The organism is Gordonia sp. NPDC003585 (assembly GCF_040610755.1).
GTDB lineage: Bacteria > Actinomycetota > Actinomycetes > Mycobacteriales > Mycobacteriaceae > Gordonia.
Map to the genome: position 1 here is coordinate 24,968 of NZ_JBEXMX010000032.1, position 14,025 is coordinate 38,992.

The following is a 14,025-nucleotide window of genomic DNA, read 5'->3' on the forward strand; positions in this document are numbered from 1 at the left end:
GACCCGGTGCTCGCGTTTCTCCCATCTGCTCGTAATGCATTGCGCGCAGATGGGAGACATGCGAGCAGATGTCAGTAGCACCGCCGGGTGAGAGGTGTCTGTGCGCGGCCAGCCGAGATGGTGTTCGACACGGCAGTCGAGCCACATCGTCGGTGTGTCGCGATTTCAGAAACCGCGTGTCTGGTCAGAAACCCGTGCGCGCCAGCGGTTTCTGGCGACACCTGCGGTTTCTGGCGACAAGCGCGGTTTCTGCGACGAAGACGACGGGAGGATGGTCGGGATCAGTCCCAGAGGATTCGGCGAATGACCCCGTCGGCAAGCAACCGCCCGGCATCGGTGAGTACGTAGTCGTCGTCGCGCCGGATCAAGAGCCCCTCGCCACACAGGTCGGCAGCCCGACGATCCTCGGCGTCGTCGAGCGCGGTCTGTGGGAGTCCATCGCGGCATCGCGTGGTCAGCATCACGGTTTCGACATGCCGGTCGGCGTCGGCGAGGATCTCTGACTCCGCGCTCGGCAGCCGCCGGCCGCCGAGTGCGTCGGCGTAGCGCGCCGGATGCTTGACGTTCCACCAGCGCACTCCGTTGACGTGGGAATGCGCACCCGGGCCGATCCCCCACCAATCGTGGCTGCGCCAGTACGCGAGATTGTGGCGGCATTCGCCCGCAGCCGACCGCGCCCAGTTCGACACCTCGTACCAGGAGAACCCCGCGTCGGTGAGCCTGCGGTCGAGGATGCGGTAACGGTCGGCGAGTACGTCGTCGTCGGGTGCAGGCATCTCGCCGCGCCGAATTCGCCGCGCCAGCGCCGTGCCATCCTCGACGATCAAGGCGTATGCCGACACATGGTCGACGTCGGCCGCGAGGACCGCGTCGATGCTGGCGTGCAGGTCGGCGTCCGACTCCCCCGGCGTCCCGTAGATCAGGTCCAGGTTGACGTGTGCGAACCCGGCTGCGCGCGCCTCGCGCGCGGCTGCGACGGCCCGCCCCGGCGTGTGCGTGCGGTCGAGCACCGCCAGCACGTGAGCGGCTGCCGACTGCATACCCAGCGAGATCCGGGTGAAACCGGCCGCGCGGAGCCCGTCGAAGAACTCGGGAGAGGTCGACTCCGGATTCGACTCGGTGGTGATCTCCGCGTCGTCGGCGATCTCGAAGTTGTCGCGAACCCGGTCGAGCAGACGACCGAGCCCAGACGCCCCCAGCAGCGACGGCGTTCCGCCACCGACGAAGATCGACGACACCGGCCGAGCCGGACGCAGCAGCGTCGACGCCGCCTCGAGTTCGGCGGCCACCGCGTTGTGCCATGTCTCCGGCGACGACGCGCTGCCGAGTTCACCGGCGGTATAGGTGTTGAAGTCGCAGTAGCCGCACCGGGTCGCGCAGAAGGGAACGTGCAGGTACAGGCCGAACGGCACGGACCGATCGGCGCTCGCACATGCTCGTGCGATGGCCGGATCCACAACCGGTGGCGACGAGACCTTCACCTGTCCATCATGCCGACCGAACCCGGCAACGGCGTAATCGGCTCGGAAGCGTGGGACACCGGTGGGAATAGACGACGGACCGCACGCCTTGACCCTCATACGTGCATGGATCGACGACCGACCTTTCCATCACAGTGATGGAAAATAACCCCAAGTAGACGAGGCGACCACGAGCGTGGCACTATGGACACCGTGATTTTCCCAGGGGTGTGGCTGGCTGCGCGTCGCCACATTGATTTCAAGCGCGTCTGCAGCGCATTCTGTCGCGTTTAGCGACGTCTCGGCCCTGAGGGATCCCGCATTTCCAGCGGGACGCCGGCACGTAAACCAGCCCGTTCATCGTGCGATACCCGCCGGCCCTGTGCGCCGGCACAGGAGATTTCATGACGTCCACAACAGACGCCCCTGCCGTGCCCGAAGAGTCCGCACCCAAGGGGCCCGCGGAGTCGAAGCGGCCCGCACGGACCCCGCGCACCCCGCGTTCGGAGGCCGGCGATGACGCCCCGCGGCAGGCACGCAAAGCACGTCCGACCAAGCGCCGCGCGGAAGGCCAGTGGAAGCTGGGCTACCGCGAACCGCTCAACACCAATGAGCAGGTCAAGAAGGACGACAACCCGCTCAACGTCCGGGCCCGCATCGAGAACATCTACTCCAAGCAGGGCTTCGACTCGATCGACAAGCAGGATCTGCGCGGCCGCATGCGCTGGTGGGGCCTGTACACGCAGCGCAAAGAGGGCTACGACGGCACCTGGACGGGTGACGAGAACATCGACATCCTCGAGGACAGCCACTTCATGATGCGCATCCGCTGCGATGCCGGTGCGCTCAACGTCGAGCAGCTCCGCACGCTCGGTCAGATCTCGACCGAGTTCGCACGCGACACGGCCGACCTGTCCGACCGCGAGAACGTGCAGTACCACTGGATTCGCATCGAAGACGTCCCGACCATCTGGGAACGCATCGAGGGCGTCGGACTCAAGACCACCGAGGCGTGCGGCGACTGCCCGCGCATCATTCTCGGCTCGCCCCTGGCAGGCGACGCCATCGACGAGGTCCTCGACCCCACCCCGGCGATCGACGAGATCGTGCGCCGTTACATCGGCGACCCGCAGTATTCGAACCTGCCCCGCAAGTTCAAGACCGCCATCTCCGGCCTGCAGGACGTCTCACACGAGACCAACGACATCGCCTTCATCGGCGTCAACCATCCCGAGCACGGCCCCGGTCTGGACCTCTGGGTCGGCGGTGGCCTGTCGACCAACCCGATGCTCGCCCAGCGGGTCGGCGCCTGGATCCCGCTCGACGAGGTGCCCGACGTGTGGGAAGGCGTCGTCTCGATCTTCCGTGACTACGGTTACCGCCGCCTGCGCGCCAAGGCACGCCTGAAGTTCCTGATCAAGGACTGGGGCATCGAGAAGTTCCGCCAGGTACTCGAGGACGAATACCTGGGTCGCAAGCTGATCGACGGTCCGGCACCCGAGCCGCTGACCCAGCCGCGCGACCACGTCGGTGTGCAGAAGCTCAAGAACGGGCTCAACTCGGTCGGCTTCGCCGCGATCGCCGGGCGCGTCACCGGGACCAAGCTGACCGCCGTTGCCGACGCGGCCGAGCGCATCGGCTCCGATCGCATCCGCTTCACGCCGTACCAGAAACTCGTGGTCCTCGACGTCGCCGACGACAAGGTGGAGCAGCTCATCGCCGAACTGGCTCCGCTCGGACTGCAGGCGCGCGCCTCCAATTGGCGACGAAATCTCATGGCCTGCAGCGGTATCGAGTTCTGCAAGCTGTCCTTCGTGGAGACCCGGAAACGGTCGCAGGTGCTCGTGCCAGAGCTCGAGGAGCGCCTCGCCGACATCAATTCAGGTCTAGACGTCCCGATCACCGTCAACATCAACGGCTGCCCCAACTCGTGCGCGCGATCGCAGATCGCCGACATCGGCTTCAAGGGACAGCTCGTCGAGGACGGCAACGGCGGGCAGACCGAGGGCTTCCAGGTTCATCTCGGCGGTAGTCTCGGCCAGGACGCCGGCTTCGGCCGCAAGCTGCGCCAGCACAAGGTGAACTCGACCGAACTCGGCGACTACATCGAGCGCGTCGTCCGCAACTTCGTGGACCAGCGCAACGACGGAGAACGGTTCGCGCAGTGGGCCGTTCGTGCCGACGAGGAGGCACTGCGATGAGCACGTCCACCGCCACGCCAACGGCCACCGGCCGGCGTTTCGACGAGCACGAGTTGCGCGCGATCGCCGAGCGTGGAGCCGCCGACCTCGGACCGGACGCGACGCCCGCCGAGCTGTTCGCCTGGACCGCGGAGAACTTCGGCGACAACTTCGTCGTGGCCTCCAACATGCAGGACGCCGCACTCGTCGACCTCGCCGTCAAGCACATCGACAGTGAGCTGATCGGCGGCGATCCGGTCAAGGTGCTGTTCCTCGACACCGGCTATCACTTCGCCGAGACGATCGGCACCCGAGATGCCGTGGAGCAGGTGTATGGCGTCGAAATGGTCAACCTGACACCCGAGCGTTCGGTTGCCGAGCAGGACGAACTGTTGGGGCGCAACCTGTTTGCCCGCGACCCGGGTGAGTGCTGCCGGCTGCGCAAGGTGGTGCCCCTCAAGGCCGGCCTGCAGCGTTTCGACGCGTGGGTCACCGGCATCCGCCGCGTGGAGGCGCCGACGCGGGCCAACGCACCGTTGATCTCCTTCGACGAGGGCTTCGGGCTGGTCAAGATCAACCCGATCGCACCGTGGTCAGACGAGACCATGCAGGACTACATCGACACCCACGGCGTTCTCGTCAATCCCCTTGTCGACGAAGGCTATCCATCCATCGGCTGCGCCCCCTGCACGGCCAAACCAGAACCCGGATCCGATCCGCGCAGTGGCCGTTGGGCCGGTCGCGCCAAGACAGAATGTGGGCTGCACGCATGACCATCACCGAGACCCCGCGCGAGATCGTCGAATCCGACGACTTCACCACCCTCGACGCACTCGAGTCCGAGGCCATTCACATCTTCCGTGAGGTTGCCGGCGAGTTCGAACGTCCGGTCATCCTGTTCTCCGGTGGCAAGGACTCCACCGTGCTGTTGCATGTGGCACTGAAGGCCTTCTGGCCTGCTCCCCTGCCGTTCGCGCTGCTGCACGTCGACACCGGACACAACCTGCCCGAGGTGCTCGAGTTCCGCGACCAGGTCGTCGAGCGTCACAATCTTCGCCTGCATGTCGCGTCCGTGGAGGACTACCTCGCCGACGGGCGTCTCACCGAACGCCCCGACGGCGTCCGCAACCCGCTGCAGACCATTCCCCTGCTCGACGCGATCACCGAGAACCGCTTCGACGCGGTCTTCGGCGGCGGCCGTCGCGACGAGGAGCGCTCGCGCGCCAAGGAGCGGATCTTCTCCCTGCGCAACGCCTTCGGCCAGTGGGACCCCAAGCGTCAGCGGCCCGAACTGTGGAACCTCTACAACGGACGTCACGCCGCCGGCGAGCACGTACGCGTGTTCCCGCTGTCCAACTGGACCGAACTCGACATCTGGCGCTACATCGCCCGCGAGCAGGTGCTGCTGGCGTCGATCTACTACTCCCACAAGCGCGACGTGTTCCAGCGCGACGGCATGTGGATGACTCCCGGCGTCTGGGGCGGCCCCCGCGAAGGTGAGGAACTGCAACGACTCTCGGTGCGCTACCGCACCGTCGGCGACGGCTCGACGACCGGCGCGGTGCTGTCGGAGGCCGCCGATGACGAGGCCATCCTGGCCGAGGTCGCCGCATCACGACTGACCGAGCGCGGTGCCACGCGCGGTGATGACCGCGTGTCCGAGGCCGCCATGGAAGACCGCAAGCGCGAAGGATATTTCTGAGATGAAGCACGTACCCGACCTCCTTCGCATCGCGACTGCGGGAAGCGTCGACGACGGAAAGTCGACCCTCGTCGGCCGCCTGCTCTACGACACCAAGTCCGTTCTCGCCGATCAGATCGACGCCGTCACCAAGGCATCGGTGGACCGCGGCCTCGCGACCCCCGATCTCTCGCTGCTCGTCGACGGCCTTCGCGCCGAGCGCGAGCAGGGCATCACCATCGACGTCGCCTACCGCTACTTCGCAACGCCCGCACGGTCATTCGTGCTCGCCGACACGCCCGGGCATGTGCAGTACACCCGCAACACGGTGTCCGGTGCGTCCACCGCGCAACTCGTCATGCTCCTCGTCGACGCGCGCAATGGTGTTGTGGCGCAAACGCGTCGGCACGCGGCCGTGATGTCGTTGCTCGGCGTGCCCCAGCTGGTCCTGGCGGTGAACAAGATCGACCTGGTTGACGATCCGGCGACCGTGTTCGCCGAGATCTCGGCCGAGTTCGCCGAGTTGACCCATTCGCTGGGCTGGTCGGCTCAGCAGGTGCAGGCGATCCCGGTTTCCGCGCTGCACGGCGACAATGTCGCCACCCGCTCGGAGAACACGCCGTATTACGACGGGCCGACGCTCATCGAGCACCTCGAGAACGTGCCCAACGTGACCGATCGCGAACCCGTCGGCCTGCGTTTCCCCGTCCAGTACGTCATCCGGCCGCGCACCCCCGATTACCCGGACTACCGCGGCTATGCGGGACAGATCGCTGCCGGACGCGTGTCGGTCGGCGACGAGGTCGTCGTACTGCCGTCCGGCCGCCGGACCACCGTGAGCCAGATCGACACGGCCGACGGGCAACTCGCCACAGCGCATACCGGACGCAGCGTCACGCTGCTGCTTGCCGATGACGTCGACATCTCGCGTGGCGACGTCATCGCCGCCACGGCCGACGCTCCCGAACCGGTTCAGCAGTTCACCGCGACCGTGTGCTGGCTCGCCGAGAAGCCGCTGCGGCCGGGCGCACGTCTGCTGCTCAAGCACGGCACCAAATCCACGCAGGCCATCGTCGGTGCGCTCGACGCGCTGTTCGACGAGCAGAACCTGGCGTTGGTCGAGGCCCCGGAGTCGGTGGAGCTCAACCAGATCGTGCGGATCTCGGTCCAAACCGCGGAACCGATTCCGGCCGACGACTACCAGATCAATCGCGAGTCGGGCAGCTTCTTGCTGATCGATCCGCAGGGCGGCAACACCCTCGCGGCCGGCCTGGTCGGCGACGCACTTGCGCCGCTGCATCTCAAAGAGCTGGTGTGACAACCACTCTCGTCCTCGTCGCGCACGGCAGCCGGGATCCGCGATTCGCGGATACCGCGCGCCGTGTGCGTGCGGCGGTGGCCGACCGGCTCCCCGGTGTGCGGGTTCGCTTGTCCTACCTCGACCTCAACGAACCTCGCGTCGAGGAGGTGCTGGCGTCATCCGGGCCCGCACCCGTGGCGGTCCCGCTCCTGCTGGCCGCGGGCTACCACAGCAAGACCGACCTCCCCGCCATCATCGGTGAGCACTGCCCCGGCGCTCGGCAAACCGACGTGATCGGCTCGCGCACAATGACTTCCGGCCTGGTACAGCGTCTTCGTGAGGCGGGGATGTCGCGACACGACGGCGTGATCCTGTGCGCGGTGGGGTCATCGGATCCGACCGCCGATCGCCACGTGCGCCGTCGCGCAATCGAATTGTCCACCCGGTTGCACCGACCGGTCGAAACCGTGTTTGCCACCAAACTGGGTCCCAACCAGCGTGCATTGCACACCGCAGTTCGGCGGCTACGTGCCGGCGGCGCGCGTCGTATCGCCCTCAGCCCGTACTTCCTGTCGGCCGGCCTGCTGACCGAGCGCGTCGAGTGCGCCCTCGACACGATCGTGTCCGACGCGGTCGTCGCCGGCCCCCTCGGCACCCACGCCGACGTCGTGGATGCGGTCGTGTCGCTCTACCGCGGGGCCACCCTCGACACCCCGCTCGTACACCAAACCTGATCGTCGAGCGTGCGTCGCGGATCGTTGACCGTGCGCCGGAAATCGTTGACCGTGCATCGTGTTCCGTTGACTGTGCACGCAATCCACGTTTCGCCAACTCCAAGACGCACGGTCGACGATTCGAGACGCACGGTTAACGCCAGGTTCAGACTCCCACCGCGCTGAGTGCAGCCACCTTCGTCGCGCGGGCGTAGATCTCCTCGCCCGGTTGCAGATTCAGGGCATTGGCGTCGCCACGGGTGATCTGCGCCTGGAATTCGTCGCCGGTCGCAGCGGCCACCAACTCGACCCGGGTCTCGAATCCCAGTGCGACGACACGCTGCACTGTCGCCTTGATGACACCGGTGTCCAGCGCCGGATCGGCTGCGGGCAGCGCCAGCTCCGGACGGCGGCCGATGCGAATGTCGTGCGGCCGCACCAGTTCTCCGTTGAGGCGAACCGTGGAGCCGAGGAACGACGCGACGAACTCGTTGACCGGACGGTCGTAGAGATCCTCGGGTGAACCGATCTGCTCGATCCGGCCCTTGTTGAGCACGGCGATGCTGTCGCTGACGTCGAGCGCCTCCTGCTGGTCGTGCGTCACGAGCACCGTGGTGACGTGCACCTCGTCGTGAAGCCGACGCAACCATTTGCGCAGATCCTCACGGACCTTCGCGTCGAGAGCACCGAACGGCTCGTCGAGCAGCAGTACCTGCGGATCGACGGCCAGCGCGCGTGCCAGCGCCATGCGCTGCCGCTGTCCACCGGAAAGCTGTGCGGGATAGCGCTTCTGGAATCCGGTCAGTCCGACGATCTCCAGGAGCTCGTCGACCTTGGCGTCGATCTGGTCCTTGGGACGCTTGCGGACCTTGAGCCCGAACGCCACATTGTCGCGCACGTTGAGGTGCTTGAACGCGGCGTAGTGCTGGAAGACGAATCCGATGTCGCGCTTCTGCGGCGCCAGACCCGACACGTCGCTGCCGCTGATGATGACGGTGCCCGAATCGAGACTGTCCAGGCCGGCGATGGCCCGCAGCAGCGTCGACTTGCCGGATCCCGACGGACCCAGCAGCGACGTCAACGACCCGTCGGGAATCTCGATCGATACGTCGTCGAGGGCGGCGAAGTCGCCGTAGCGCTTGTTGGCACCGATAACCGAGATCGACATGTCAGACGCCTTCCTTGTGTTCGATGAGCTGCCGCGCATCAACGGATTGGGGACCGTGCGGGACGGTCAGTTCGAGTTCGTCGAGGTCGACGTCGTCGTCGCCCCCCTCGGCGGATTGATCTGTGTAGGACTGGCTGGCGCGGTCGTAGCGACCCTTGACGCGACGCTCGATGAGCGACATCGCGACCAGGACGAGGATCGCCACCAGCATCAGGAGTGTTGCGGCCGCATACGCGCCGTACTCGTTGTAGTCGTCGGTGTATCGCGAGTGGACCAGCAGCGTCAGCGTTTGCGAGATGCCCGGGTAGTTCGACGACACCATCGTCACCGCTCCGTACTCACCGAGCGAGCGGGCAACGGTCAGCACCACGCCGTAGGTGAGACCCCAGCGGATCGCCGGAAGGGTGATCCGGCTGAAGGTCTGCCAGGCGTTGGCGCCGAGGGTGGCGGCCGCCTGCTCCTGCTCGGTACCGATCTCGTGCAAGACCGGTTCCACCTCGCGCACCACGAACGGCAACGTCACGAACAACGTGGCCAGGACGAGGCCGGGGAATCCGAAGATGATCCGGAATCCGGTGCTCTCGATTCCGCCGAACCATCCGCCGTAACCCCACAACATGATGAGCGCGACGCCGACCACAACCGGAGACACCGCGAACGGCAGGTCGACGACGGACTGCAGGAACGACTTTCCTGGGAAGCGTCCTCGCACCAGGGCCAGCGCCGTGGCGACACCGAAGATCACGTTGAGCGGCACCACGATGGCCACGATCAGCAAGCTCAGCTGCAACGCGGAAATCGCCGCGGGCGTGGTGATCCACTCCCAGAACTGCCCGAGGCCATGCTCGAACGAACGCCAGAAGATCAACGCCACCGGCACGACGAGCAGCACGAACAGGTAGATCAGCGCAGTGGTGCGCAGCGTGTAGCGCGTGAACGGCGAAATCCTCACTGGTCATTCTCCTCTCGCACCGACTGCCGACGACCGGCCAGCCGCAGGACGAACAGCGTGACGAACGCGATGGCCAGCAGGGCCACCGAGACGGCTGCCGCGTTGACCGGTTCGTCGACCTCGATCTGCTGCTGGATGTACTGCGAGGCCACCTGCGTCTCGCCGGGAATGTTGCCGCCGATCAAGACGACCGAACCGAACTCGCCGATGGCGCGGGTGAACGCCAGACCGGCGCCGGTGAGGATGGCGGGCAGCAGCGCCGGCAGCACGATCTTGGTGAAGGTCACGAAGTTGCTGGCGCCGAGCACGGCCGCCGCCTCTTCCACGTCCTTGTCGAGCTCGAGCAGCACGGGCTGCACCTGGCGCACGACGAACGGGAGCGTCACGAAGGTGAGGGCAATAACCAGCGCCGGCTGGGTGGCGTTGAGGTGGATGTCGATCGGGCTGTTGGGGCCGTAGAGCGACAGCAGCACCAGGCTCGCGACGATGGTGGGCAACGCGAACGGGAGGTCGATGATCGAGTTGACAAAACCCTTGCCCCAGAAGTCGTCGCGCACGAGCACCCAGGCGATGATGGTGCCGAAGACGACGTTGATCAGGGCCACGACGATCGACACCAGCACCGTGATGCGCAGCGCATCCAGTGCGGCCGGGTCGGTGACGGCATCGGCGAAGCCGCTCCACCCGTCGTCGAAGGACTGCACGGTGATGGCCGCGAGCGGCAGCAGCACGATGACGCTCAACCAGAGCCAGGCCACACCGATCTGCAGCGGTGACACACCACTGAAGGTCTTGGACCGGCCCAGGAATCCACCGGGCGGAGCAGACTCCGACCGATCCGGACCGGCGGGCGCCGGTTCTTGCACGGGTGCACTCATTGCTGTCCTCCCGACTTGTAGATCTCGGTGATCTCGCCCGACTTCGAGTCGAAGAGCACCTTGTCGACGGCCTTCCAGCCGGTCAGCTTCTTGCCCTTGTCGTCGACGGGGGCGGTTTCGCCGAGGACCGCACCGAGGTCCTTGATGGTCCAGAGCTTGGCGATGTCACCGGGGAACAGCGGTTTGGTCGACGCGATGACCTCGGGCAGCACCGGACGGAAGCCCTGCTCGGCCCAGATGCGCTGCGCCTGCGGCGTGAACAGGAACTGCAGGAAGGCGTTGGCCCCGGCACGGTCTTCGGTGGTGTTGACCACGGCGACCGGGTTCTCGATCTTGAACGTCTGCGGCGGGATCACATAGTCGACCTGGTTGTCGGGCGCGGCGGTCGCGTTGGCCCGATTGAGCATGATCGCCTCGTTCTCGTAGCTGATCAGGACATCGCCCTGCCCCTGCTCGAAAGCGGTGGTCGCCTCACGACCGGACTTCGGCTGCACCTTGATGTGATCGCGTACAAGGGCCGAGATGTAGTCCAGGCCGGCGTCGATGTTCTGACCACCATTGCTCTTGGCCGCGAACGGAGCGAGCAGATTCCACTTCGCCGACCCGGAGCTGCCCGGGTTCGGGGTCACCACCTCGACACCCGGCTCGAGCAGGTCGTCCCAGTCGTGGATGTTCTTGGGGTTGCCCTTGCGCACCACGAGCGCGACCACCGAGCCGAACGGCGTGCTGTTGTTGGGTGCGGCCTTCTTCCAGTCCTCGTCGACCAGGCCGGCCTTGACGAGCCGGGTGATGTCGGGTTCGACGGAGAAGTTCACCACGTCGGCCGGCACGTGTCGGGCCACCTTGCGCGACTGGTCGCCCGATGCACCGTAGGACGCGGAGAAGCCGATGTCGGCGCCCTCCGGCGTCGCCCGGAATGCGGGGATGACGTGATCGAAACCTGGCTTGGGGACCGCGTAGGCGACCAGGTTCAGGTGACGACTTCCACTGGAGATGTCGACGCCGCCCGGCTCGTCGGTCGAGCCTCCGCCGCAGGCGGACACGAGCGTCGCGATCGTGGCCAACGCCACCGAACCGAGCAAGATACTGCGCCATCGATGGCGCGCCTGACCCCGCCTGTGACCGGTCATCGGCCCCCTCCTCACCACGCCCGTCGTCCGGGCTCACGCTTGTTTGACCGGATAACGCTAACCCCGGCGAGGAGCTACTCGGCACGTTGAATCTGGGGTGATCGGAAAGGGCGTCCGAGTGTGTTAGCGGGTGAGGAACCAGGCCAGAACGACCAGGATGACCAGCGCGATCAGTGCGAGGGTTACGCGAGAACGGATCACGGCCTACAACCCGGTTCCGTCGTCGTCGGCGAAGCGGCGGCGGTCGAGCACCGACAGCACGCCCTCGACCAGCAGGTTCAGCACGATTGCGGTGACGATTGCGACCGGTACGACAACCGCAAGAGTGACCAGGAGTTGCGGAACGAACGAGAGTCCGGTGAGCCATTCCTCCACGCCATCCCACCAGGTAAAGAAGGACGACACCGGTTTCACCTCACCCATCGCGGCGACTGGCCGACTTTTGTTCAACGTGATTGCAAACCCGGGAGCCTGTACCCCACGTCGAGTGGCGGCAACCCGGGTCGATCGCAATGATATAGCCATGACAGCGACTGACGATTCCACCGTAACCGAGTTGCCGGGCTCCACGAAGTCCGTGGAGGATGTCACCGGGTCGTCGCTGCATGCTGCGGGCGCGCAAACCCACGCCCATCACGGTGCTCCGTCGAGCGCGTTTCCGCCGATCGGCGACTACGCCTTTCTGTCCGACACCGAGACCAACTGCCTCATCGCGCGCGACGGTTCGGTGGAGTGGATGTGCGTGCCGCGCCCGGATTCGCCGAGCATCTTCGGCGCGGTTCTCGATCGCAGCGCCGGTCATTTCCGGTTGGCACCCTATGGCGTCAACGTCCCGGTGGATCGCCGCTACCTCCCGGGCAGCCTCATGGTGGAGACGACCTGGCAGACCGACACCGGTTGGATCGTGGTGCGTGACGCGCTCGTGATGGGTCCGTGGCACGACAACGACAAGCGCTCCACCACCCATCGCCGGACGCCTACCGACTGGGATGCCGAACACATCTTGTTGCGGACCGTGCGGTGCGTGTCCGGGACGGTCGAGTTGTCGATGAGTTGCGAGCCGGCCTTCGACTACAACCGCGCGCTGACCAATTGGGAGTACTCCGGCCCGGCCTACGGCGAGGCGATCGCCACCGCCTTCAAGACGGATGCCGAGACGCCTACGTTGAAACTGACCACCGATCTCCGGCTGGGTCTGGAAGGCCGCGAGGCCCGTGCGCGAACTCGCCTTGTGGAGGGCGACGACCGGTTTGTCGCGCTCAGCTGGTCGAAGCAGCCCGCCCCACAGAACTTCGAGGAGGCCGCCCAGAAGATGTGGGCGACGTCGGAGTGCTGGCGGCAGTGGATCAACATCGGCTCCTTCCCCGACCATCCCTGGCGCACGCACCTCCAGCGTTCGGCGTTGACGCTCAAGGGACTCACCTATTCCCCGACCGGCGCGCTGCTCGCGGCAGCGACTACGTCGCTTCCGGAAACCCCTCAGGGTGAACGCAATTGGGACTACCGGTACGCGTGGGTCCGTGACTCGACCTTCGCGCTGTGGGGCCTGTACACGCTGGGTCTCGACCGCGAGGCCGACGACTTCTTCTCCTTCATCGCCGACGTCTCCGGCATCACCAACGGCGAACACCATCCGTTGCAGGTCATGTACGGCGTCGGCGGTGAGCGCACGCTCGAGGAAGAAGAACTCACCCACTTGTCCGGATACGACGGCGCGAGCCCGGTGCGCATCGGCAATGGCGCGTACAACCAAGCGCAACACGATATCTGGGGCACCATGCTCGACTCGGTGTACCTCAACACCAAGTCCAGCCAGTCGGTGCCCGAAACACTGTGGCCGGTTCTGAAGGCACAGGTCGAAGAGGCCATCAAGAACTGGCAGAAGCCGGACCGCGGCATCTGGGAAGTACGTGGCGAGCCACAGCATTTCACCTCGTCGAAGGTCATGTGCTGGGTTGCCCTCGATCGCGGGTCACGCCTCGCGACGATGCACGGCGAGAAGAAGTATGCGCGCGAGTGGGCCGCGATCGCCGATGAGATCAAAGACGACATCCTCACCCACGGAGTCAACGAGCGTGGCGTGTTCACGCAACGCTACGGAAACGATGCCCTCGACGCGTCACTGTTGCTGGTTCCCCTGCTCCGCTTCCTTCCCTCCGACGATCATCGTGTCCGCGCAACGGTTCTCGCGATCGCCGAAGAACTCACCGTCAACGGGCTCGTGCTCCGCTACAAGGTCGAGGAGACCGACGACGGACTCAGCGGCGAGGAGGGCAGCTTCACGATCTGCTCCTTCTGGCTCGTGTCCGCACTCGTCGAGATCGGCGAGCTGGAGAGCGCGAAGACGTTGTGCGAGAGGCTGTTGTCGTACTCGAGTCCGTTGAAGCTGTATGCGGAGGAGATCGACGCCGAGACCGGCCAGCACCTCGGGAACTTCCCACAGGCATTCACCCACCTCGCGCTGATCAACGCGGTCATGCACGTCATCCGCGCCGAGGAAGCATCCCACTACGGGCAGTTCCAGCCGGCCAATCACTGACCGGTAGCAATGGTGCGCGCACCG

Annotated in this window: 12 protein-coding genes; 6 read left to right on the forward strand and 6 right to left on the reverse strand. The window is 65.9% G+C overall.

What is annotated here, in order from left to right; all coding sequences use genetic code 11:
- Positions 1–281: 281 nt before the first annotated feature.
- Positions 282–1,457, reverse strand: a complete 1,176-nt coding sequence (hemW, locus tag ABZW74_RS10955; RefSeq protein ID WP_240857613.1) for a radical SAM family heme chaperone HemW — start codon at positions 1,455–1,457, stop codon at positions 282–284.
- Positions 1,458–1,864: 407 nt separating this feature from the next.
- On the opposite strand from hemW, the gene ABZW74_RS10960 reads away from it, so the two are divergent.
- The 5 genes from ABZW74_RS10960 to ABZW74_RS10980 are packed head-to-tail and all read left to right on the forward strand — an operon-like array spanning position 1,865 to position 7,355.
- Complete coding sequence (locus ABZW74_RS10960) at positions 1,865–3,661, forward strand: nitrite/sulfite reductase (RefSeq protein ID WP_240857586.1); 1,797 nt, start codon at positions 1,865–1,867, stop codon at positions 3,659–3,661.
- Positions 3,658–4,413, forward strand: a complete 756-nt coding sequence (locus ABZW74_RS10965) for a phosphoadenylyl-sulfate reductase (RefSeq protein ID WP_240857585.1) — start codon at positions 3,658–3,660, stop codon at positions 4,411–4,413. Before ABZW74_RS10960 ends, ABZW74_RS10965 begins: the two co-directional genes overlap by 4 nt.
- On the forward strand, positions 4,410–5,342 hold the full coding sequence (gene cysD / locus ABZW74_RS10970) for a sulfate adenylyltransferase subunit CysD (RefSeq protein WP_355276175.1): 933 nt from the start codon (positions 4,410–4,412) through the stop codon (positions 5,340–5,342). The genes ABZW74_RS10965 and cysD overlap by 4 nt, the downstream gene beginning before the upstream one ends.
- A 1-nt stretch (position 5,343) precedes the next feature.
- Positions 5,344–6,639 (forward strand): GTP-binding protein, encoded by a 1,296-nt coding sequence (locus ABZW74_RS10975; protein WP_355276177.1) that lies wholly within the window; start codon positions 5,344–5,346, stop codon positions 6,637–6,639.
- Positions 6,636–7,355 carry a sirohydrochlorin chelatase gene (locus tag ABZW74_RS10980; RefSeq protein WP_240857582.1) on the forward strand — a complete coding sequence of 240 codons (720 nt, stop codon included), beginning with the start codon at positions 6,636–6,638 and terminating at the stop codon, positions 7,353–7,355. Before ABZW74_RS10975 ends, ABZW74_RS10980 begins: the two co-directional genes overlap by 4 nt.
- Before the next feature lie 145 nt (positions 7,356–7,500).
- Here ABZW74_RS10980 and ABZW74_RS10985 read toward each other — a convergent pair whose 3' ends face one another.
- The 5 genes from ABZW74_RS10985 to ABZW74_RS11005 form a co-directional block, all read right to left on the reverse strand.
- Complete coding sequence (locus ABZW74_RS10985; protein ID WP_240857581.1) at positions 7,501–8,502, reverse strand: TOBE-like domain-containing protein; 1,002 nt, start codon at positions 8,500–8,502, stop codon at positions 7,501–7,503.
- Position 8,503: 1 nt separating this feature from the next.
- Positions 8,504–9,454, reverse strand: a complete 951-nt coding sequence (cysW, locus tag ABZW74_RS10990) for a sulfate ABC transporter permease subunit CysW (protein WP_355276180.1) — start codon at positions 9,452–9,454, stop codon at positions 8,504–8,506.
- Complete coding sequence (gene cysT / locus ABZW74_RS10995) at positions 9,451–10,332, reverse strand: sulfate ABC transporter permease subunit CysT (RefSeq protein ID WP_240857579.1); 882 nt, start codon at positions 10,330–10,332, stop codon at positions 9,451–9,453. The genes cysW and cysT overlap by 4 nt, the downstream gene beginning before the upstream one ends.
- Positions 10,329–11,462 (reverse strand): sulfate ABC transporter substrate-binding protein, encoded by a 1,134-nt coding sequence (locus ABZW74_RS11000; protein WP_355276182.1) that lies wholly within the window; start codon positions 11,460–11,462, stop codon positions 10,329–10,331. The genes cysT and ABZW74_RS11000 overlap by 4 nt, the downstream gene beginning before the upstream one ends.
- Before the next feature lie 204 nt (positions 11,463–11,666).
- Positions 11,667–11,867, reverse strand: coding sequence for a hypothetical protein (locus ABZW74_RS11005; RefSeq protein WP_240857577.1), 201 nt, complete (start codon positions 11,865–11,867; stop codon positions 11,667–11,669).
- 118 nt (positions 11,868–11,985) lie between these two features.
- Here ABZW74_RS11005 and ABZW74_RS11010 point away from each other — a divergent pair, with 118 nt between their 5' ends.
- The gene (locus ABZW74_RS11010) at positions 11,986–14,001 is read left to right on the forward strand and encodes a glycoside hydrolase family 15 protein (protein ID WP_240857576.1); all 2,016 of its coding nucleotides are present in this window, start codon (positions 11,986–11,988) and stop codon (positions 13,999–14,001) included.
- The last annotated feature ends 24 nt before the right edge of the window (positions 14,002–14,025 follow it).

Coding starts and splice junctions, on each gene's coding strand:
- ABZW74_RS11010 (WP_240857576.1), top strand. CDS start 11,986: ATGACAGCGACTGACGATTCCACCGTAACCGAGTTGCCGGGCTCCACG.
- ABZW74_RS10975 (WP_355276177.1), top strand. CDS start 5,344: ATGAAGCACGTACCCGACCTCCTTCGCATCGCGACTGCGGGAAGCGTC.
- cysD (WP_355276175.1), top strand. CDS start 4,410: ATGACCATCACCGAGACCCCGCGCGAGATCGTCGAATCCGACGACTTC.
- ABZW74_RS11000 (WP_355276182.1), bottom strand. CDS start 11,462: ATGACCGGTCACAGGCGGGGTCAGGCGCGCCATCGATGGCGCAGTATC.
- cysT (WP_240857579.1), bottom strand. CDS start 10,332: ATGAGTGCACCCGTGCAAGAACCGGCGCCCGCCGGTCCGGATCGGTCG.
- ABZW74_RS10985 (WP_240857581.1), bottom strand. CDS start 8,502: ATGTCGATCTCGGTTATCGGTGCCAACAAGCGCTACGGCGACTTCGCC.
- ABZW74_RS10960 (WP_240857586.1), top strand. CDS start 1,865: ATGACGTCCACAACAGACGCCCCTGCCGTGCCCGAAGAGTCCGCACCC.
- ABZW74_RS10965 (WP_240857585.1), top strand. CDS start 3,658: ATGAGCACGTCCACCGCCACGCCAACGGCCACCGGCCGGCGTTTCGAC.